This window comes from Pseudomonas sp. PS01270 (assembly GCF_029959775.1).
GTDB classification, from domain to species: Bacteria; Pseudomonadota; Gammaproteobacteria; order Pseudomonadales; family Pseudomonadaceae; genus Aquipseudomonas; species Aquipseudomonas atacamensis.
In genome coordinates this window covers 1-21,180 of record NZ_JASCPT010000075.1, presented here as the reverse complement: position 1 = coordinate 21,180, position 21,180 = coordinate 1, and the positions used below count along the sequence as shown (strand labels likewise).

16 protein-coding genes are annotated in these 21,180 nt (G+C 61.0%); 4 read left to right on the top strand and 12 right to left on the bottom strand.

Translation table 11 applies throughout. The features are described 5' to 3' along the window. Nucleotides 1-120: 120 nt before the first annotated feature. From QMX86_RS19070 to QMX86_RS19060, 3 genes are all read right to left on the bottom strand, one after another. Nucleotides 121-1,014 carry an NAD-dependent epimerase/dehydratase family protein gene (locus QMX86_RS19070; protein ID WP_282387504.1) on the bottom strand — a complete coding sequence of 298 codons (894 nt, stop codon included), beginning with the start codon at nt 1,012-1,014 and terminating at the stop codon, nt 121-123. Between the two features lie 103 nt (nt 1,015-1,117). Then, nucleotides 1,118-2,029, bottom strand: coding sequence for a LysR family transcriptional regulator (locus tag QMX86_RS19065; RefSeq protein ID WP_282387506.1), 912 nt, complete (start codon nt 2,027-2,029; stop codon nt 1,118-1,120). 126 nt (nt 2,030-2,155) lie between these two features. Then, nucleotides 2,156-2,746 (bottom strand): NAD(P)H-dependent oxidoreductase, encoded by a 591-nt coding sequence (locus QMX86_RS19060; protein ID WP_110603513.1) that lies wholly within the window; start codon nt 2,744-2,746, stop codon nt 2,156-2,158. Between the two features lie 182 nt (nt 2,747-2,928). On the opposite strand from QMX86_RS19060, the gene QMX86_RS19055 reads away from it, so the two are divergent. Beyond that, a complete protein-coding gene (locus QMX86_RS19055; protein WP_282387510.1) occupies nt 2,929-3,243 on the top strand; it encodes a putative quinol monooxygenase in 315 nt (104 codons plus the stop codon). On the opposite strand, the gene QMX86_RS19050 is transcribed toward QMX86_RS19055, so the two are convergent. After that, nucleotides 3,233-3,997, bottom strand: a complete 765-nt coding sequence (locus QMX86_RS19050; RefSeq protein ID WP_243242977.1) for a sulfite exporter TauE/SafE family protein — start codon at nt 3,995-3,997, stop codon at nt 3,233-3,235. The two genes, QMX86_RS19055 and QMX86_RS19050, sit on opposite strands and share 11 nt — an antisense overlap. Before the next feature lie 216 nt (nt 3,998-4,213). Here QMX86_RS19050 and QMX86_RS19045 point away from each other — a divergent pair, with 216 nt between their 5' ends. Then, entirely contained in the window at nt 4,214-5,152 is a 939-nt protein-coding gene (locus tag QMX86_RS19045; protein ID WP_282385781.1) for a LysR family transcriptional regulator, read from the top strand. Nucleotides 5,153-5,193: 41 nt separating this feature from the next. After that, nucleotides 5,194-5,544: a cupin domain-containing protein gene (locus QMX86_RS19040; protein WP_016770579.1), complete on the top strand. Its 351-nt coding sequence runs from the start codon at nt 5,194-5,196 to the stop codon at nt 5,542-5,544. 201 nt (nt 5,545-5,745) lie between these two features. Here QMX86_RS19040 and mmsB read toward each other — a convergent pair whose 3' ends face one another. Together mmsB and QMX86_RS19030 are read right to left on the bottom strand one after the other, a co-directional pair. Next, a complete protein-coding gene (mmsB, locus tag QMX86_RS19035) occupies nt 5,746-6,633 on the bottom strand; it encodes a 3-hydroxyisobutyrate dehydrogenase (RefSeq protein ID WP_136491894.1) in 888 nt (295 codons plus the stop codon). 10 nt (nt 6,634-6,643) lie between these two features. Further along, nucleotides 6,644-8,170 carry a CoA-acylating methylmalonate-semialdehyde dehydrogenase gene (locus QMX86_RS19030; protein ID WP_282385777.1) on the bottom strand — a complete coding sequence of 509 codons (1,527 nt, stop codon included), beginning with the start codon at nt 8,168-8,170 and terminating at the stop codon, nt 6,644-6,646. A gap of 149 nt (nt 8,171-8,319) precedes the next feature. Here QMX86_RS19030 and QMX86_RS19025 point away from each other — a divergent pair, with 149 nt between their 5' ends. Next, nucleotides 8,320-9,267, top strand: a complete 948-nt coding sequence (locus tag QMX86_RS19025; protein WP_016771799.1) for a LysR family transcriptional regulator — start codon at nt 8,320-8,322, stop codon at nt 9,265-9,267. Here the strand turns inward: QMX86_RS19025 and QMX86_RS19020 are convergent. The 6 genes from QMX86_RS19020 to recC all read right to left on the bottom strand — a co-directional run bounded on the left by QMX86_RS19020 (nt 9,264) and on the right by recC (nt 20,958). Continuing rightward, nucleotides 9,264-9,764 carry an OmpA family protein gene (locus tag QMX86_RS19020; RefSeq protein WP_273528781.1) on the bottom strand — a complete coding sequence of 167 codons (501 nt, stop codon included), beginning with the start codon at nt 9,762-9,764 and terminating at the stop codon, nt 9,264-9,266. The genes QMX86_RS19025 and QMX86_RS19020 overlap by 4 nt on opposite strands. Continuing rightward, nucleotides 9,764-11,032, bottom strand: a complete 1,269-nt coding sequence (locus tag QMX86_RS19015; protein ID WP_282385774.1) for a diguanylate cyclase — start codon at nt 11,030-11,032, stop codon at nt 9,764-9,766. The genes QMX86_RS19020 and QMX86_RS19015 overlap by 1 nt, the downstream gene beginning before the upstream one ends. Next, a complete protein-coding gene (locus QMX86_RS19010) occupies nt 11,029-11,598 on the bottom strand; it encodes a YfiR family protein (protein WP_024011482.1) in 570 nt (189 codons plus the stop codon). Before QMX86_RS19010 ends, QMX86_RS19015 begins: the two co-directional genes overlap by 4 nt. 119 nt (nt 11,599-11,717) lie before the next feature. Next, nucleotides 11,718-13,826, bottom strand: a complete 2,109-nt coding sequence (recD, locus tag QMX86_RS19005; protein ID WP_282385772.1) for an exodeoxyribonuclease V subunit alpha — start codon at nt 13,824-13,826, stop codon at nt 11,718-11,720. Next, entirely contained in the window at nt 13,823-17,509 is a 3,687-nt protein-coding gene (gene recB / locus QMX86_RS19000) for an exodeoxyribonuclease V subunit beta (RefSeq protein WP_282385770.1), read from the bottom strand. Before recB ends, recD begins: the two co-directional genes overlap by 4 nt. Continuing rightward, nucleotides 17,506-20,958 (bottom strand): exodeoxyribonuclease V subunit gamma, encoded by a 3,453-nt coding sequence (gene recC / locus QMX86_RS18995; protein WP_282385768.1) that lies wholly within the window; start codon nt 20,956-20,958, stop codon nt 17,506-17,508. The genes recB and recC overlap by 4 nt, the downstream gene beginning before the upstream one ends. Nucleotides 20,959-21,180: the final 222 nt, after the last annotated feature.

The following is a 21,180-nucleotide window of genomic DNA, read 5'->3' as shown; positions in this document are numbered from 1 at the left end:
GATGATTCAAGGCACCTTAAGCCGGGTTACATGCGAGCGCAAAGGCAGAAATACAAACGGCCACCCAAAGACGGCCGTTCATTTGATCGATAGCAAAGCCCGACGGGGCTCAATGACCCATCACACCATTTCGTTACGAATCCATTCCACCACCGACGTGCGCTTCGGCGTCCAGCCCAGCAGGTCGCGGGCGTGTTTGCCGCGTACGCGGCTGTTGGAACCGAGGCCGTAGTTGGCCATTTCATAGCCCCATTCGGCTTCGGCGTCTTGCAATGGCCAGTCTTGCGGTTCGCCCAGATTGAGGGCTTCGGCCATGGCGGTGGTCATGTCGATGAACGAGGCTTCACCGCTCTCGACGAAGTAGAAAGTGCCGGGCACGTTTTTGGTCAGCGCCAGCTGATACAGGGCGACGACGTCTTCGATGTGCACGTTGGACCAGATGTTCTGCCCTGTTCCGACGTGGCGAACGACGCCGCTTTTGCGCGCCTGCTTGAGCAGTCGCGGCAGTTGCACGCTGTCGCGGTTGACGCCCAGGCTGTGGCCGTAGATCAGGGTGTTGCAGATCACCGCCGAGTTCACGCCATCCTTCGCCGCCGCGAGCACCAGGTTGTCGATGGCTACGCGATCGGCCTTATCGACAGTCGGTTCCGGCAGGTGGTCTTCGTAATAAATGTCATCGCTGGATTTGCCGCCGGAAGCGTCGCCGACAATGCTCGAACCGCTGGTGTGCAGAAAGACTTTATTAGAGCCGCGCAAAGCGTCGAGTAACGCTTCCACCGCACCGCGATGGTCGCTGCTGGCAGCGTTGATGACGGCATCGGCAGCATGCGCCTGTTGCGCCAGCAATTGGCTGTCATCGAGGGTGCCGATTACCGCGTTCATGCCCAATGCTTTCAGCTCATCAGCCTGCTCGGCGCTGCGCACCAGGCCGGTGACGTTGTGCCCGGCCTCAACCAGGCCGGTGGCGATGGAACCGCCGATAAAACCGGCCGCGCCGGTAACGAATACGTTCATGGAGAAACTCCCTGCGTGAATAAGTGATGCAGCGAGTATCGGCCGATGATACCCGGCGAAAAACCCGCCCTCGGCCAATTCACTCTTGCGCAGGGATCACGAATCAGCCCTTGAATTCGGCGCTGGCGTAGGCGGCGAGTTTGCCCTGGATAAAGTCGAGGAAACACTGGATGCGCAACGCCAGTTGCGAGTTGCGGTAGTACACGGCGTTGATCGGCTGGCGGTAGCCGCTGTTGAATTCGCCGAGCAGGACTTTCAGGCGCCCGGCGCGGATGTCGTCGATGGTCATGAAGTGCGACAGACAGGCAATGCCCTGCCCTTCCAGCACCAGATGGCGAACGGTCTCGCCGCTGGAAGCGCTGATCGCCGGGCTGACCGGCCAACGGTCGCCATGCACATAGCGCAGCGGCCATTGGTTGAGGCCTTCGTTCTGGGTGAAGCCGAGCAGCGTATGTTCGCTCAAATCCGCGACCTGCCGGGGCGCACCATGCTTCTTCAAATAGGCAGGGCTGGCAACAATCATCAACGGACTGCAACCGAGCGAACGCGCATGCAGCGTCGAATCGGCGAGGGTGCCGATGCGGATGGCGACGTCGGTGCTTTGTTCCAGCAGGTCAATGATCAGGTCGTTGCTGTTGAGTTCGAGCTGAATGTCCGGATAGAGCTGCCGGAATTCGTCGATGTAGGGAACGATGGCGTGGAGCATGAACGGCGAGGCGGCGTTGATGCGCAGGCGTCCGGACGGGGTTTGCTGGCGCGAAGACAGACGCTCTTCGAGTTGATCCATCTGATCGAGAATCAGCTTGGCCTGTTCGAAGAAATACTTGCCCTCCTCGGTCAGGTCCATGCGCCGCGTGGTGCGGTTGATCAGCGTGGTGTCGAGCTTGGCTTCGAGCTTCGACAGCGTGCGACTGACGGCCGACGGCGTCTGGCCGACCTGCTCGGCGGCGGCGGAAATCGAACCGCACTCGATCACGCAGACGAAAATCTGCAACTCATCGGATCTGGCTTTCACGGGTTCCCTCTTTGAAATCGCCAAGATCGCAGCCTGCGGCAGCTCCTACATTGGAATGCATTCCCCCTGTAGGAGCTGCCGAAGGCTGCGATCTTTTGCTGTGACCCCGATATTAGCCTGAAAGCCTCAAGCCTTGAGGCCAAACACCTCAGTCAGATGCTGCTCATAGCGCACCACATCATTGTCAATATTCGGACGCTTCATTACGTCGACGCAGAGAAAGGTCGGCAGTGCGGTCATGCCCAGAAACTCGTTAGCCTTGTGGAACGGGAAGTACACCGCGTCCACGCCTTTGGCTTCGAAGAAATCCGTCGGGTCATCGAAGGCTTGCTGCGGCGCGTTCCAGGTCAGCGACAGCATGTATTGCTTGCCCTGAATCAGACCGCCACTGCCGTACTTCTGCGAGGCATCGGAACGGGTGCGGCCGTCGCTGGCGTAGAGGCTGCCGTGCCCTTCGGTGAAGACTTCGTCGATGTACTTTTTCACCGTCCACGGCGCGCCCATCCACCAGCCCGGCATCTGATAAATGATGACGTCGGCCCAGAGGAATTTCGCCACTTCTTCGGCAACGTCATAGCCCTCGTCGATAAACGTGGTCTTGACGTCGACACCGCCGCGATCGAGCACGCTCAGCGCGGTTTCGTGCAAGGTGGCGTTGTAGCGGCCATCGGAGTGGGCGAATTTTTTACCGCCATTGAGCAACAGCACTTTCTTCATCGGAAAACCTCGGCGCAGCCTTTGAGGCTGGATTGAATCAAGAATTGGAATGGCCGCAGATTAACCATCGATCTCGCGCGGAAACAGCCACATCGACGCAAAATACATTTGATCAAAACGCACGAATCGATCGCCAATTGTTGCCGTAGCATTCAGCGCTTTCTGCATTCGAGGAAGTTGTGATGAGTGAACGCCAGGGTTTTATCCTGCACGCCAAGACCCGCCCGGAAAAAGCCGCCGAATTCGAAGCGCTGTTCCGTGCTTACGTGGCGCCAAGCCGCGCCGAACCGGGCTGCATCGAGTACCACATGCTGCGCGACCAGCAGGATCCGACGCTGTTTATCTTCTACGAGATCTGGGCCAGCCAGGCGCATCTGGATGAGCACTCGGCATTGCCGCACATGAAAGCGTTTTTCGCCAGGCGCATGGACTATCTGGAGCGCGATTTCGATATCCGCCCGATCGACATGCTCAGCGAATCGTCGGCTAGCCGCTGATAAGCAAATGGGCGCCGAGCGCGCCCAGTCCGATAAAGAACACGCGCTTGAACAGCACCGCACTGATGCGCTGACGCAACCATTGGCCAAGCCACATGCCGAGCATGGCCGGGATCAGCGCCAGCAGCGAGGCGCTCAATTCGCCACCGCCGAGTGCGCCGTGCCAGAGCAGCCCCGCGGCCAGCGCCAGGGTCGAGACGGTGAAGGACAGACCGAGCGCCTGCACCAGCTCATCGCGGCTCAGCCCCAGCGCTTGCAGGTACGGCACCGCTGGAATCACGAAGACGCCGGTAGCGGAGGTGATGACGCCGGTGATCAGGCCACACAGCGGGCCGAGCCAGCGTTCATGTCGCGGGTTGACGTGCAAAGTCGGCAGAAACAGTCCGCTCAATGCATACAGCAGCAGCGCCGCGCCAAGTCCGCGCACCACCCAATGGCCGCCGGTCATGCCGATCCACAGGGTGCCGATGCCGGTGCCGAGGAAGATCATCAGCAGCATCGGCCAGAGGCGTTTGATCAAGCTTTTCAGATGGCCACCGAAGGCCAGTTGCCAGAGGTTGGTCAGGGTCGCCGGAATGATCAACAGCGCGGCTGCCTGCGCCGGCGCCATAGCCAGACCGAGCAGACCCATGGCGACGGTGGGCAGGCCGAGGCCGATCACGCCTTTGACCGTGCCGGCGAGCAAGAAGGTGGCGATGACCAGCAGGGACAAGGTCAGGCCGAGGGTTTGGTAGAAGTCGGTTAGTGTGTGCATTAGGGTAATGTGCACTGATCCGGGCTGGGGGAAAATCTGCCATATACTGAGGCAGCCTCTTCCTTTGCAAGAGGCTGACATCGGCGTTGAGGCATCTGACCTCTTCGCGAGCAGGCTCGCTCCCACACGGGATCTGCGCTGTACATAAGTCCCTGTGGGAGCGAGCCTGCTCGCGAAAGGGCCAGCCCAGCCACCGCGAAACTACAGGCAAACCCCATGCACTTCGACCTCACCGACCTGCGCCTCTACCTGCACATCCTAGACACCGGCAACATCACTGCCGGTGCCGCCCGCAGCCACTTGTCCCTCGCCGCCGCCAGCGCCCGAATCCGCGCGATGGAAGCCTCGCTGGGCGCTGAATTCCTCGAGCGTGGTCGGCGTGGCGTCACCCCGACGCCTGCCGGCAAAGCCCTCGCCCGCCATGCGCGCATCCTTTTGCAACAGGCCGAACGCATGCAGCAGGACCTTGCCGATTATGCGCAAGGCGTCAAAGGCGAGGTGCGGCTGTTGTGCAACACCACGGCGATCACCGAGTACCTGCCGGAACTGCTCGCGGATTTCCTGCGCAGCCATCCCAATCTCGATATCGATCTACAGGAGCTGCCCAGCGCACGGATCACCCATGCCTTGCGCGAAGGCGCAGCGGACTTGGGCATCGTCTCCGACGCGGTTGACACCAACGGCTTACAGACTCAGGCGTTTCGCGACGATCCGCTGGTGCTGATTCTGCCGCTCGATCACCCGTTGTCTGACGCCGCCGAGGTCAGTTTCAGCGACGCGTTGCAGCACGACTTTGTCGGATTGAGCGCCGACAGCGCACTGGCGATTTATCTGGAAGAACAGGCGCTGCACAGCGGCGCGCGAATGCAGGTGCGCATTCGCGCCGATGGCTTTGATGGCGCAATGCGCATGGTCGCCCGTGGTGCCGGCCTGGCCATCGTGCCGTTGGCCGCTGTCCAACGCGCGATGCTCGAGCAGTTCAAGTGCGTGACTCTGAATGAGCCATGGGCGCGTCGCAGGTTATTGCTCTGCGCGAGAGACTTCGCCGCGCTGCCGGGTTATGCCCAGGCATTGTTACAAGCGCTCAGCACTGCGCGCGTTTCTGAGCACTCCGATGTCGACCCCAGACAACTGAGCGACGACCGGGCGCTATAGGGTGCGACTTCAATTCTCAAGTCCACTTGCCCGGAGTCCCTATGACCGCGACCGCCCCTATCACCGTTCTGCGCGACACTCACCCGCTGCCGGTACTCGACGCCTGCAAGTGGGAAAAACTCGAAGGCGACCCGCACACCGTCAACCTCAACGCCTACACCAGCGAAGACGGCAGCAAGATCATGGGCACCTGGATCTGCACACCGGGCAAGTGGCGCGTCGATTATGTGAAGTGGGAGTACTGCCATTTCCAGGAAGGCTACTGCGTGATCACCCCGGACGGCATGGCGCCGATCCACCTGCGCGCCGGCGATATCTTCGTCGTTGAGCCGGGCATGAAAGGCACGTGGGAAGTGGTCGAGACCGTGCGCAAATATTTCGTCTTCGCCTGATGCAAAAAAGCCGGGAAATCACCCGACGTGATTTCCCGGCAAATGTCCCGGCGTTGCTAAAACCTGTGGCGAGGGGATTTATCCCCGCTCGACTGCGGACCAGCCGCAAACCCTGAGCACTCGGTTTGCCTGACACAATCCAGGGGGCTGCTGCGCAACCCAACGGGGATAAATCCCCTCACCACAAAGGTCTGACCGCGATTACTGCGGCTTGCGATAGCTGTTGATGATCGCCGAGAAATCCTTCCCGCCGTCACCGCGCTGGCTCATCGCCTGATACAACTGCTGCGCCACCGCGCCGAGCACCACCGGTTGATGCGCCTGCCGCGCCGCTTCCGTCGCCAGCCCGAGATCCTTGAGCATCAGTTCTGCACCGAACCCGCCGGTATAACCCCGCGAGGCCGGCGCCGTTTCGACGATGCCCGGCCACGGGTTGTACATCTCCGAACTCCAGCAGCGGCCGGTCGAGCTGTTGATGATCCCGGCCAGCACGCCGGTGTCGATCCCCAGCGCATCGCCCAACGCCATCGCCTCACTGACGCCGACCATCGAAATCGCCAGCAGCAGGTTGTTGCAGATCTTGGCGATCTGGCCGGTGCCGACTTCACCGCAATGGACGATGTTGCGGCCCATCTGCGCCAGCACCGGTTGCAGGGTGGCGAACAGTTCCGGGGTGGCGCCGACCATAAAGGTCAACGTGCCGGCAGTCGCTCCACCGGTGCCACCGGACACCGGCGCATCGGCCATGGACACGCCTTGTTTGGCCGCCGCCGCTGCCACATCGCGGGCGGTCTGTGGATCGATAGTGCTGCAATCCACCGCCGGCACGCCTTGGCGAATGCCGGCGAGCACGCCCTCTTCACCCAGCCAGACACTGCGCACATGCACAGCGGCCGGCAGCATGGTGATCACCAGTTCGGCATCCTCGGCAGCCTCACGCGCCGAAGCACGAATGCTGCCGCCCAGTTGCTCGAGTTCCGCCAGCACGGTTTTGTTCAGGTCGACCAGGTTCAACGAGTGGCCAGCCTTGATCAGGTTGCGCGCCATCGGCGCGCCCATGTTGCCCAGCCCGATAAATGCGATTTTCATGATCGAATCCTCAGCGCAGGTTGATGGTGGTGTTTACGCCGTCGTTAACGCTGTCGTCATCGAACCAGCGCGCCGTGACCGTTTTGGTCTGCGTGTAGAACTGCACCACTTGTTTGCCGTACGGGCCGAGGTCGCCGAGTTTCGAACCGCGTGAACCGGTGAAGCTGAAGAACGGCACCGGCACTGGAATCGGGATGTTGATGCCGACCTGACCGACATCGATTTCAGTCTGAAATTTACGCGCCGCCGCACCGCTCTGGGTGAACAGGCCAGTGCCGTTGCCGAACGGATTGGCGTTGACCAGCGCGATCGCCTGATCGAGGGTGTCGACTTCAAGCACCACCAGCACCGGGCCGAAGATTTCCTGGGTGTAGATCTGCATGTCGGTGGTCACCCCGGAGAACAGGGTCGGGCCGACAAAATTGCCTTGTTCATAACCCGGCACGCTGATGTCACGACCATCGAGTTCAAGCTTGGCGCCTTCCTTGATGCCGCTTTCGATCAGTTCGAGGATCCGCGCCTTGGCCTTTTTCGAAATCACCGGGCCGACATCGGTACCCGGCTCGCTGCCGGCATTGACCTTGAGTTTCTGCGCCAGCGCTTTCAGGTCTGGCAGCCACTGTTTTGCGGCACCGACCAGCACCACCACCGACGTGGCCATGCAACGTTGCCCGGCGGCACCGAAACCGGCGCCGACCAAGGCATTCAGCGCTTGCTCGCGATTGGCATCCGGCAGCACCACAGCGTGGTTTTTTGCGCCCATCATCGACTGCACGCGTTTGCCGTGTTTGCCGGCCAGGTCATACACGTGGGTGCCGACAGCGGTCGAACCGACGAACGACACGGCTTTGATGTCCTTGTGCGTGCACAGGCCATCGACCACATCCTTGCCGCCATGAACGACGTTGAGCACGCCCGCCGGAACGCCAGCCTCAATGGCCAGTTCCACCAGCAGCATGGTCGACAGCGGATCCTGTTCCGACGGCTTGAGCACGAAGGTGTTGCCGCAGGCGATCGCCATCGGGAACATCCACAGCGGAATCATCGCCGGGAAGTTGAACGGCGTGATGCCGGCGCAGACGCCGATCGGCTGGCGCAGGGTGTAAGTGTCGACGCCGCCGGCGACGTTCTCGGCGAATTCACCCATTTGCAGGGTGCCGATCGAGCACGCGTGCTCGACCACTTCCAGGCCACGGAAAATATCGCCTTCGGCATCAGCAATGGTCTTGCCCTGCTCGGCGCTGAGGACCACGGCGATGCGCTTGGAGTGCTCGCGGATCAGCGCTTGCAGCTTGAGCATGATGCGCATCCGCGCGCCGATCGGGGTCAGTCTCCAGGTCTGGAAGGCACGCTGGGCGGCGCTGACAGCGGCATCGACCTCAGCGGCGGTGGCGAACGGAACCTTGGCCAGCACTTGCTGGGTGGCCGGGTTGACGATGTCGTGCCACTCGGTGGTCTGCGACTCGACCCATTCGCCGTCGATCAGCAGTTTGACCTTTTGCAGCGTGGTGTCATTGGGCGTAAGCGATGCGTTCATGCTGGTCTCCAGAACTTGTTTTTATCGTAGGAGCCAAGGCGAAAGGTTCGCCTTGAGATGAGGCGTGTGTCACGAATTGGTTGTCGGACTGTTTTTGGAGTATAGATGTGCAAACTTCTAATAAGAACGCACATATAAGCCCGACCATCATGCAAAAAAACATCACCTCGCTAGGCTCGCTGAACTGGGACGACCTGAAGTTTTTCCTCGAAGTCGCCCGCACCCGGAAGGCCAGCACCGCCGCCAAACGCCTGGCTGTCGACTACACCACGGTGTCGCGACGGATCAGCTCGCTGGAAGCGGCGCTGGGCACATTACTGTTCGAAAAGTCCCGCACCAGCGGTTTCGTCCTGACTACCGAAGGCCAGCGCTTGCTCGGTTATGCCGAGTCGATCGAAAGCACGTTGCACATGGCCTGCGAGCAGGTTTCGGGCTCGGGCGTGGCCCTGTCCGGCCATGTGCGCATGGGCTGCACCGAAGGCTTCGGCAGTTTTTTCATCACCCCGCAACTGAGCCATTTCGTCGACGCCTACCCGGCGATCTCGGTGGACATCCTGCCGCTGCCGCACTTCATCAGCCTGTCCAAGCGCGAGGCCGACATCGTCATCGCCCTCGAGCGGCCGGAGCACGGGCCGTACGTCTGCTGCAAACTCTGCGACTACCGTTTGCAGCTGTACGCAACCCAGGACTATCTGGACAAACACCCACCGATCCGCCGCCCGGCCGACTTGAGCAAGCATCAATTCATCAGTTATGTGGACGACCTGGCGTTCAGCTCGGAGCTGCTCTACCTGGCCAATGTGCTGCCCGGCGCCAGCGCAAACTTGCGCAGCACCAGCGTGATCGCGCAATACGTCGCCGCGCAGCAGGGCCGCTCGCTGGCGATCCTGCCGTGCTTTCTCGCCGCACAGGATCCACGATTGTTGCCGGTGTTGCCCGAGGAAATCGACATCACCCGGCAGTTCTGGATGTACTGCCGGGAGGATCTGCGCAAGTTGAAGCGGATTACCTTGTTGTGGGATTACATCCGCGAGGTGACTGAGCGCAATCAGGCGTTGTTGATGGGGGAAACGCGGGAGATGCGCTTTGCCGATTAATCGGCGCTGACCACAATCGACACCCGGCGATTTTCCGTGCGCCCCGCTGCGGTGTCGTTGGAAGCCACCGGTTCGCTGCTGCCCAGGCCTTGCAGCTGGATGTTTTCCGGCTTCATACCGACCGTGCCGAGGACGTTGGCAACGCTCCTGGCCCGGCGCAGCGACAGTTGCTGATTGTAGGTTTCCTTGCCGGACGCATCGGTGTGGCCATCGACGCGCACCCGCTCGATTCCCACGCCGAGCAACGCCTTGCCGATGCGTTCGACGATTTCCGTGCTGGCTGCGTTCAGGCTTTCGACATCGCTGCCAAAAAGCACTTTGCCCGACAGGCCGAACTCCCAACCGTCGTCGGTCAATTCGAAACCCTGCTGTTTGAGCACGGCAACCTGCGCCGGTGTCAGGCCTTTCTGCGGGGCGGTCTGGCAACCGCTCAGGGTCAGCGCGGCCATCAGCAGCAATGCGGAAAACAGTCGAAAGGGAAGTGTGAACACGGGCATCAGCTCCTGGTGTGAACGGAATCGACCGGGCGCTCCGACCCGGCGGTGAATTGCGCGCCACGCGACAGGCGCTTGGCCTGATACATCGCCGCGTCGGCTGCGTTGAGCAAGGCGCCCGGCGTGGCGCCATGATCGGGATAGACGGCGATGCCGATACTCAGCGAGGACATCACACTGCTGTCGCCGGGCAGGGTGATCGGCATGTCCATGCTGGCGAGAATCTTGTCTGCGATGTGCTCAGCGTCTTCGACCGTGTGCAGCGGCGCGAGCAGCACGGCGAACTCGTCGCCGCCCAGCCGCGCGACCAGATCATCCTCGCGCAATTGCGCTCGCACTCGATTGGCGATCGCCACCAGCACGGCGTCGCCCGAGGCGTGGCCGAAGTTATCGTTGATGCCTTTGAAGCGGTCGCTGTCGAGAAACAGCACGGCGACCCGCTCATCGTGTTTTTTGCCGTTGCGCAAGGCGCGCATCAAGCGGCCTTCAAAAAACGCGCGGTTGGGCAAACCGGTGAGGCTGTCGTGGGTCGCTTGGTGAGCGAGAGTTTCGTTTTCGTTTTGCAGATGGGTTTGCCACGACTCGAGTTCGCCGAGCAAGGCATTGAAGTCGTTGCCCAGATTATCCAGTTCAGCGATTTGCGCCGGCGGCACGCGCCGATCCAGCGCTCGTTCGCTACGGGCGGCGTGGGCGACGGAGGCGAGGCTGTGCAACGGGCCGATGATCGCGCGCAACTGCCGCCGCGCCAGATAGAGCGCGACCCAGGCGCTGATCGCGGTGCACAGCACAATCCCGGCCAGGCCGCTGAGCAGGAAGCGCATCAGGCTGCCGCCGTGGCCGATGAGCAGGACGCGACCGATTTCGCGGTCCTGATGCTCAATCGGCAGGCTGACCGGTTTTTCCAGAATGGCGCGGGTGATCTGCATTTCCAGCTCGGAGAACAAGCCGGTTTCAGCGCGCTGCCATTGCGCGATCAATTGGCCTTGCGCGTCGAGCACTCGGGCATCTGCCACTTCCTCGGTGGAAGCGATGATCGCCAGCGCCTCGGTTGCCGCCGCTTTGTCATTGAACACGACGGCCGCTTCGACGGTGTAGCTGATTGAACGGGCGATCAAGTGCAGGTTGTGGTCGGCATACACCCGCAGCGCCAGCACGCCCAGCAAGGTCAGCGAAACACTGGCCATCGCCACCGCCACCAGCGCGACGATCAAATGCCCACGGCCGATGACCGAGCCCAGCGTGGGACGAGCCTTCCAACTGAACAGCTTCATGGCGCCGCCGCTTTGCGACGGGACAACTGCAACACGCTGGGGTGTATGCGCACACCACTGCGAGCCACGGAGTCGAGATTGACCTCGAACGACACTTGTTCATCGCCAACGCGCAGGCAGAACAGACTGCCGACGGTGCATTGATCGTCCGCTTCGCTGATGCTCAGCACCGGATGCCCGATCAACGATGCAAACAGGCGACTGCGTTCATCGGCGGTGAGCTTGCCGATGTACACCGCATCGCATTCGCTGACGATGCCCGGGTTGTCCGCCAGCAGACGCCGCACAGCCACCGGCCGGCCCGTGGCTTGGGTGGTGCCTTTGACCAGGTCATCGGTGTATTCGGTGGGGCCGACGATGCACAGGCGCAATTGCGCCGGTTCCACCGGCCAGCGTGCATAGCTGAGGATGCCAAGCACCACTTGCGTGACCGCTTTGGCCCGTTGCTCGGCCGGCCCGGTTTGCGCTTGGGCGATGGCGCTGCCCGTGAACAACCAGAGCAAAACGATCAGCAATGCGTGCTGGCAGGCCACCACACGCTGTGTCGCCCAGACGGCCACCTTCATGGAGGGATTCTCTTGGAGCGTAACGAAATGATGCCGCAACGATAGCACAGCGCCAGAACACCAGCGAGGCGCCTGCCTCTGACCGGTTGGTCAGTATTCGTTGTCGGTCATTCAGCACTTCATCCCTGAGACTCGGTGCCCTCCTCCAGTTCCAGCATCAGCCCGCTCAGACGCTTGACCTTGCGCTGCACCGCTTCCTCAAACACGCCGGCACGTGGCTCGATCAAGGTGAACCAGTGCCGGGCGCGAGTAATTCCGGTGTAGATCAGTTCTTTGGTCAGCACGGGGTTCAACGCATCCGGCAGGATCAGCGCCGTATGGGCGAACTCCGAGCCCTGGGACTTGTGCACCGTCATGGCGTACACGGTTTCAACATCATTGAGCCGACTCGGCAACACGAAGCGCACGCCGCCCTGACCATCGTTACGCGGGAAGGCCACGCGCAGAACGGTTTTGCCGATCTCTGCGCCTTCACGCTCGGGCAGTTTCAGGGCGATGCCGATGTCGCCGTTCATCAGGCCCAGACCATAGTCGTTGCGTGTCATCAGCACCGGCCGACCTTCATACCACTGCTGATCGCTCTCGATCAGACGCGCCTTGAGCAATGCAGCGGTGATGCGCTGGTTCAGACCTTCAACGCCCCATGGCCCTTTGCGCACGGCGCACAGCAACTGGAATGTGTCGAACGCCTGCAAGACTTCGCGCGCCCAATCTATCCAGTCCGCATGCTCAAGTGGCCGCGTTGACGGTGGACGCTGATCGCGCAGTACGCTCAGGTAATGGCGATAACCTTGCGGGCCGTTGCCGTGACCTTCGAGCAACAGGCGTTCGATCTTCTGATCATGTTCGCCTTTGAGCGGCAGCGAATACACGTCGTCGTAGCTGCCGGCCGCGAGCAACTGTCGCGCCTCGTCGGCCAATTGCTGATTGACCCGGCGCGCGAGCTGACCGATGCCACTGCCCTCGCCGAAACGGCGCGAGTGACGCAGCATCACGACTTGCTGCGCCAGCGGGTGGGTGCCGTCGCGGTCTTCATGCAAACCGCTGCCCTGCAACGACTCGCCACTGACTGACTCCAGCCATTGCCGCGTCTGCGGGCTGTACCAACCGCCCTCGGCGTCACGGCACAGATCGCCCAACACCGCACCGGCCTCGACCGAGGCCAGTTGATCCTTGTCGCCCAGCAATACCAACCGCGCATGGGCCGGCATGGCGTCGAGAAGGTTGGCCATCATTTCCAGGTCGATCATCGAAGCTTCGTCGACCACCAGCACATCCAGCGGCAGGCGGTTGCCGGCATGGTGACGGAAATGCCGGGTGCCCGGTCGACTGCCGAGCAGACGGTGCACGGTGGTCACATCGCTGGGGATCGCCGCGCGCACCGCTTCGGCGACTTGAAGTGATTGCACTTGCTGACTGATCGACTCGGTCAAACGCGCAGCGGCCTTGCCGGTCGGTGCCGCCAGACGAATGCGCAGCGGATGGCCAGCCTCGACGGCCGGTGCCTGCAGCAACGCGAGCAAGCGCACCACCGTAGTGGTTTTCCCGGTGCCCGGGCCGCCAGTGATGATGCTGAAGGCGCTGCGCGTAGCGATGGCGCAGGCGAGTTTTTGCCAATCGATGACAGCTGCGGGTTCCGCGCCGCCGAACAATCCATTGAGGCGCTGCGGCAGGTCATCCGGCGTCGGCTCCGGTTGCATCAAGCGTTGCCGCAACGCTGCATCGATGCGGCGTTCGTAGGTCCAGTAGCGGCGCAGGTACAGGCGTTTCGAGGACAGCACCAACGGACGTGTCTGCGCTGGTTCACTGGCATCAGCGGCCAGCGCGACCAGCGAGCTGCTTGCCAGCACTTTGCACCAATGAGCTCCATCGAGCGTTTCAAGCAATTGCGAGGGCAGCAACAACACACCGCCCTGCACATCGCCTTCGGGCGGCAATGACAATGCAAAATCCGGCGCGTTGAGGGTTTCGAACAAATCCAGACACACATGACCATGGCCGAGCTGGTGACTGGTCAACGCCGCAGCCAGCAGCACCAACGGGTCGGTCTCGGGCTCGAGTTCATGCAGGAAAGCGACAAAGGCGCGGTCCAGCGCACGCAGCCAGCCGCGCTCGACCCAACGGCTCAGCAACAACAGCAAATCATCGGCGCGGGTCAGCGGCGAGAGTTTCGACAGGCTGTCCGCTTCCAGCGGCGTCGGCAACAGATCGGCGAATGTGCGGCTCATAGCAGGACTCCCTGTTCCCAGGCGGGTTCGGACTTGGGTTCGGGTTTGCCCTGGAACATCCGGTCGAGGCGTTCGATCAATTCCCGTGGCGGACGCACGAAGTACACGCCGCGACTCTCCGCACGCGTACCGCGTAGAAACAGATACAGCGCCCCGCCGACATGGCGGTCGTAATCGTAATCCGCCAGCCGCGCTTTCAACTGGCGATGCAGTGCCAACAGATAAAGTACGTATTGCAGGTCGTAACGGTTGTCGAGGATCGACTGCTCCATGGCCTGCACGGTGTAGGCCTGATCATCCACGCCGAGCCAGTTGGATTTGTAATCGGCGACGTAATAACGGCCTGCGTGCTCGAAGGTCAGATCGATAAAGCCCTTGAACATGCCGTTGAGTTGCACGGGTTCTGCCGCAACACGAGCGACGCCATTGTGGGTGTGCTGGCGCACCTGTTCATCGAGCTTGAGCACGTCGACTTTGTGGCTGGCGAACCAGAACTCCATCTCGACGCGGTATTGCTTCAACTGCTCAAGAACCACCGGCGGTTGCCCGCCCGCGATCGGCAACGGCGACTTGATCAAGTGTTGCAGCCAGTCAGTCAGCGTGGTAATCCAGCCTTGCCAGCCGCGCAGGTTGCAACGCCGGGCAATTGCATCTTCCAGCGCTTCGCGGGTAACCGAAAAACCTTCAGCACCCGCCCATTCGAGCAAGCCATGCAAAAACGTGCCGGGATTCGGTCCGCGAGGAAAACGGTGGATATCGGCGCCACCGCTGATGATTTCTCGTGGCGCGTCGGGGTCGAGGCGCTCATCGTCAAAGAGCTTTTGCGCCTGAGGGCTGTCCGGTGCTTCATCGCTGCCGACGCTCAATACGTCGCTGATGCGCAAAGCGCTATAGGAAGCGATCCACCAGTTTTCACTGGCTTTGCGCTTGGGCCGTAGCGTCGCTCGCAGGACTGCTTCATTGCGCGGCGGCTGGTAATGCTCATCAGTGGGCTGAGGCATTTCGCCGATGCCAATAGCCGCGCAGTCTTGCTGCAGATCCCGCAGCCAGCGATTCAATTCGCTGGACTCGCCCAAAGCGGCACCGCCACCGAGCAAATAACCCAACGCCGACAGATGCAACACCGAGCTGTTGTTATTGCCGCGCTTGAGATCGGTGACGCCCAGCCAGCAGGCATGCTGCGCGCGCGTTAATGCGACATACAGAAGACGCAGATCTTCGGCCAGACGCTCATCGTCAGCCAGGGCGATCAACTCGGGGGTCGGCTTGAGGCTGATCTGCGCCTTGCCCGCAACGTCGTGGTAATGCAGCGGCAAACGGCTGCCATCCACCGGTTTCGCCGAGCAAATGAATGGCAGGAACACCAGCGGATATTCCAGACCCTTGGATTTGTGGATGGTCACCACTTTGACCAGTTGCTCATCGCTTTCCAGACGCAGAATCTGCTCTTCACCGGCCTGACCGGACAGTGCCAGCAGCTCGGCCAGATGGCGGATCAGCGCTTGCTCGCCGTCCAGTTCAGCGGCGGCTTGCTGCATCAGTTCCGAGAGGTGCAAGAGGTTGGTCAGTACGCGCTCGCCGTCACTGCGCTGCATCAGGGTTTGCGGCAGGTGGAAGTCGTGAAGCAGGCGCCGCAACATCGGCAACACACCCTGCTTGCGCCAGAGCTCTCGATAGCCGCGGAACTGCATGACCCGGGCTTCCCAGACCATTTCATCCTGGTTCAGGCGCTCCAGCTCGATCAGCGGCAGGTTCAGTGTGGTGCAGGCCAGCGCAGCCTTGAGCGAGCGTTCGACATCGGGTTCGGCGCAAGCCTTTAGCCACGCCAGCAGGTCGTGCGCCTCTTGCGCGGCGAACACCGAATCCTTGTCCGAGAGATAAACACTGCGCACCCCTCTGGCGGCGAGTTCAGCGCGTACGGCCTGGGCTTCTTTACCGTCGCGGACGAGGATTGCAATATCCGAAGGACGCAAACCTCTGAAGTCATCTCCCTGAACAAAACCAGCGCTACCGTTTTGCCCGCCATTGAGCAGTGCGGTGATCTGACTGGCACAGGCGGCAGCCATTTGCTGGCGATAGACCGCGCCGGACAGCGGCTGATCGCTGGGCAATAGCCAGACATTAAGTGCCGCGACGTTTTGCCCGGCAATCCGCAGCGTCTCCTTGCGTCCCTGAGCCTCGACCGGGAGGAACGGTACCGGGTTTTCGCCGGTTTTCTCGCGAAACAAAAACGCGCCGTGTCCTTGCTCTCGGGACTCGGCGCGTTCGAATACGTGATTAACCGCTGTCACCATGCCGTGGCTGGAGCGGAAGTTGGTGCCGAGCGTGTGCAAGCGGCCGGTGGTGGCCTGACGTGCGCGCAGGTAGGTGTAGATGTCGGCACCGCGAAAGGCGTAGATCGCCTGCTTAGGGTCGCCGATCAGGAACAGGCCGGTGTCAGGGTGATTGTCTTCGATGCGGTAGATGCTTTCGAAGATGCGGTATTGCACCGGATCGGTGTCCTGGAATTCGTCGATCAGCGCGACCGGAAACTGCTCGCGGATCAGCGTTGCCAGACGCTCGCCGCCCTCCGATTGCAGCGCGGCATCCAGACGCAACAGCATATCGTCGAACCCCATTTCCGCGCGGCGACGCTTCTCTTCTTCAAAACGCGCGCCGACCCACTTGGCAGCGTGTTGCAGAACAGCGGCATCGGGCGTCGGCAATCCGTCGAGGCTCGACTTCAGTTCGGACATGGCGTTCAGCCCCGGATGACTGGGCGCCTGGCCTTTCCAGGCTTCGGCCATGCCATCGGGTGTCAATCGGGTGAAGCCGGTGCCAATGTCCAGTTGCTCAAGCGCCTCGTCTTCGGCCCAGGTCTTGAGTTTCTCGAACCAGGGCTCGAAATAACGCGCCTGCATCTTGCGGCCATCGACGGTTTTGCTGGCCACGCCTTCATGGCAGAGCGCGAGCAGTTCGTCTGCCCAATCACGCCAAGGCGCTTTCAGTTCGACCAATGCTGCTCGCCGCTCCAGCAAACACTCAGCGATCAGCTCCGCAGGCACCTTGCCTTCATCGGTGTCACGCTCGCTGGCGAACAAGCCTCGTACGCGAGGCAACAACGCTGCGGGGCCACCCCAATTGCTGCGCACCCAGTTCAGCGCATCGCCCTGCATCGGGTAGCAGAACAACCGCCAGTAATCGCGCAGCACCTCACCGAGCAAATCGCTGTGATCGGTTTCCAGCGACTGCGTGAACAGGCTGCCACTGTCGAACGCATGCTCACGCAGCATGCGCTGACACCAGCTGTGAATGGTCGAGACGGCGGCTTCGTCCATCCACTGCGCGGCGATATCGAGGCGGTTGGCACAGCCTGGCCATTGTTGCGGATCGAACTGATCGCGCAGCTCGGCAATCAGTCCGTCCGGGGCAACAATTTCGTCGCGGAAGAACCGCGCGGCCTCAGCCAAGCGTGTCCGAATGCGTTCACGCAGCTCTTTGGTGGCAGCGTCGGTAAACGTCACTACGAGGATCTGCGGCGGCAGCAGTTCGCGTGCGAAACCGCTTGTCTCCCCGCCATGACCGAGAATCAGCCGCAGATAAAGTGCCGAGATCGTAAAGGTTTTGCCGGTGCCGGCGCTTGCCTCGATCAACTGACTGCCGCGCAACGGGAAGGCCAGAGCCAACGGTGTTTTCGTACTCATGCGCGCGCACCTTCGCTGGACAAGGAACGCCACGGCGCTTCGAATAATGGGCGGTACAACGCGTCGCACCAGCCGGTGAAGGTTTCGTCTGCCAACAATGCATCGAAGTCGGGATATTGCCGGAGCAGTGCCGGGCTTTCACGCCGCTCGCCGTTGCTGGTCTGGCCGTCACCGTCATAGGCTTTTCGCGCAGCTGCTTCGGCTTTGACCGGGTCAGTTTGAGACAACCAGGCGAACGCGGTTTTTATCGCAATCGGCAAGGGTTGGCGCATGCCTGATTGCCACGCAAGAAGCAGGTCACCGAGCAAACGCAACGCTCGGTCTCGCTCCATTGGCTCAAGCAACAACGTGTCGTCACTGGCGACCAATGCCGTGGTCAGCGCATGCTCGCTGGCGCAGGCGACCAGATGGGTAACCCACGATTTGGTCAGCCGATGCCACTTGCGAGTTTTGATCGAGCCGATGCTATTGGGAATGGTCGTGACCGACAGCAGGCCGCCATCGGCGCGTTGATGCAGGTTTGCGAGCCAGCCCTCCAGCCGCAAACCCTGCAAGTCGAGACTGACCGGGATTGCACTACTCAATGGCGTCGGCCATAACGTCAGCAACTGTTGATAACGCTGCAGAAGATCCGGCAGCGGTTCGATCAACTCTCGCTGCAGACATTCGCCGAAGCCAGCCATCGGCAACAAACCACTGTTTTGCAGGCGCAGCGCCCGGGCGTGCAGTGCCTGATCGACATCGTCCGGCTGACTGAGTGCGGCCTCCAGCAAACTGTCGCTCAGCGTGTAGCGCTGTAGGGCGTCCAGCACGAAAGGTTCTTCATCTGCCAACGGCGCTTGCGCCGCCTCGAAATAGACCTTGAGACGCTGGGTGAAAAAATGCCGAACCGGGTTACGCAGAAAGTCCTGCAGCAATGCCAGCGTCAGCGGTTCCTCTTGAACATATGGCGCGAGTAGGGGTGCTTCACTTTGCTGCGTTTTCTCTTGATGCAACACCTGCCACTCGCTGGCGTAGCTGAACAGTTGCTCGCCTTCGTGGAAATAGCGGGCACTGAAAGGTTGCAGGGGATGTTCTTCGGTCAGCGCGTCCAACAGATCCTGGCTTGGGTCGATTGAACGCCAGCCGCTGGCGAGGTGATCGCGCAACTGGCCGATGAGCACCGAGGCAGGTCGTTCGCTGTTGTCACGGATGCTGTGACCGACCCAACTGATATAGAGCTGAGTGCGTGCGGATAACAGCGCTTCAAGTAACAGGTAACGGTCGTCTTCACGTCGTGAGCGGTCGCCAGGTCGGTAATCACTGCCCATCAGATCGAAGTCCAGCGGCGGCTGCGCGCGCGGATAATCGCCGTCGTTCATGCCCAGCAGACATACTAGTTTGAAAGGAATGGCACGCATCGGCATCAAGGTGCAGAAATTCACCGCACCCGCGAGGAATCGTTGCGACAAACGGCCCTGATCCAGCCCGGCGAGCCAGGCTTCGCGCACGACAGTCAGCGGCAGTTCGTCAGTCAGCCCGACCGCCTCGCAAGTCTCCAGCCAGGTCTCGCGAAGCTCTTCGAGCTGGGTCAGCAGGTAGTCGTCGTGCTCGTTGCTCGCCTGAAAGAACACCTGCATCAGCGCCTGCAAGCGCAGCCCCCACTCTTTCGGTTGAGCCGGTTGCGTGAGTTGCTGATGAGCGATTTCCAAGGCATCCAGCAGCGCCACCAATGGCCCGATCAGGGCAGCATCAAGTCCACCAATTTCGTCGTAAGGCTCGATACCTGCACATGCATCGGCACTGCCGACGGCGTAGCCCAGCAGCATTCGGCGTAGACCGAAATGCCAGCTGTTCTGCTCCAGTTCCTCAGGCAATCCGAGACCGGCCCGTTGTTCGGCACTCATGCCCCAACGCACGCCGGCGCCCTCGATCCAGCGGTGCAGAGTTGGCAGGTCACGTTCCTCTACGCCAAAGCGAGCACGCAGAGCCGGGACATCGAGCAGGTCGAGGATCTCACTGACCGGGAAACGACTGTCCGGCAATTTGAGCAAATGTTCGACCGCGATTAGCAACGGATCACGTCCACGCTGGCCCTGGTCCGCCAAAGTGAAAGGAATGAAGCGCGGGTCAAATCGATCGAGCTGACCGAAAACCGCGCGGATATGCGGGGCGTAGCTGTCGATATCCGGGACCATCACGATCACGTCCCGTGGGCGTAGAGCCGGGTCAGCGCTGAAACGCGCCAGGAGTTGATCGTGCAGGATTTCGACTTCGCGCTGGGCACTGTGGGCGATGTGAAACCGGATCGATTGGTCCTGCGTCAGGTCGACAGCGGGCCAGAGCTCACGAGTCTCATTGAGGGGGCGCAATTCGAGGATGTCGTCCTGCAGCTGGTTAAGCATGTTGTGGGGCTGGGCTTCGCTGAACAGGTCGATGCGGCCGTCACGAAAGGCTGCGCGGTAGCTGTTGGGATCGTCGTAGCTGTCGAGCAGGTTGATATAGTCGCGACCTTGCTTCCCCCAAGCGGCCAGCAACGGATGTGCGTGCTGATGCAGGGTCTCGGCATCAAGTACAACTGGCATCCCGCTTTTGCGTTGTTGGCGCTTGTATTGATGTCGCAGCAGATCCTTGTCGGCAACGATATCGGCCCAGTGATGGCGACAGGGGTTGTGTACGCAAAGCAATACCTGGCTAAAACGTGCCAGACCGGCGAGCGCTTCAAGTACCTGCGCGGGTAGCGAAGAAATACCAAAAACGATCACACGCGGTGGCAGTGAAGCCGGTGCCTCATCAAGAGTGTTGATGCGCTCCATGAAACGTTGATGGACTCCGGCACGACTCTGCGCCATGCCTTGTTCGCCGACGTCATCCAGCAGCGCTCGCCACAACTCGGCCTGCCAGCAACTGGTCGGTGGCAGAGGTTTGATTTCACCTCGCACATTGCGCAGTTGGTGGCGGCCTTCCGCCCAATCTTCCAGCCAGTCGGCCCGATAAACTTGATATTGGTCGAACAGGTCCGCGAGGCGCTCTGACAATTGGTAGCGCTTACGCAGATCGCTGTCGTGGGTGAGGAAGCGTTGCAGCGGCTCGAAATGTGGGCGGTCAATTACCTTTGGCAAGAGGCGCATCAGGCGCCAGGTCAGCGGGGCTTTGTCGAGCAGGGATTTAGCCGGAATTTCTTCTCGTCCCAATACCATGCGATACAGCTGCCACATGAAACTGCCGGGTAGTTGCACGTCAATCGCCGCAGCGATCCCGCAACCGCCAAGGTCATCGTCTTCGGGATCCTCAGCCAATGCCAGTTTGAGCCATTGGGCGATGCCGTTGCTTTGTACCAAAGCGATTTCGTTCTCCAAGGGTGCGAGTGGATAGCGCCGCATGATGCTGACCACAAGGCTGCGCAGCTCATCGAGACTGTTGCTCTGAACCACCATGAATGCAGCGTTGAGGGACTGGGCGTCCGACATATGGATTCCTTGGAAAATCGCTAAAGCCGAGGCAGAACCTTAGCATTGTCGGCCGGCTGTGACAGCCGGACGAGGTCTGCGAAGCTTGTAAGAACTTTCTCGCAGGCAAAACAAAACCCCAACTGCTTTCGCAATTGGGGTTTCGGAATTTAATCTTGACGATGACCTACTCTCACATGGGGAAACCCCACACTACCATCGGCGATGCATCGTTTCACTGCT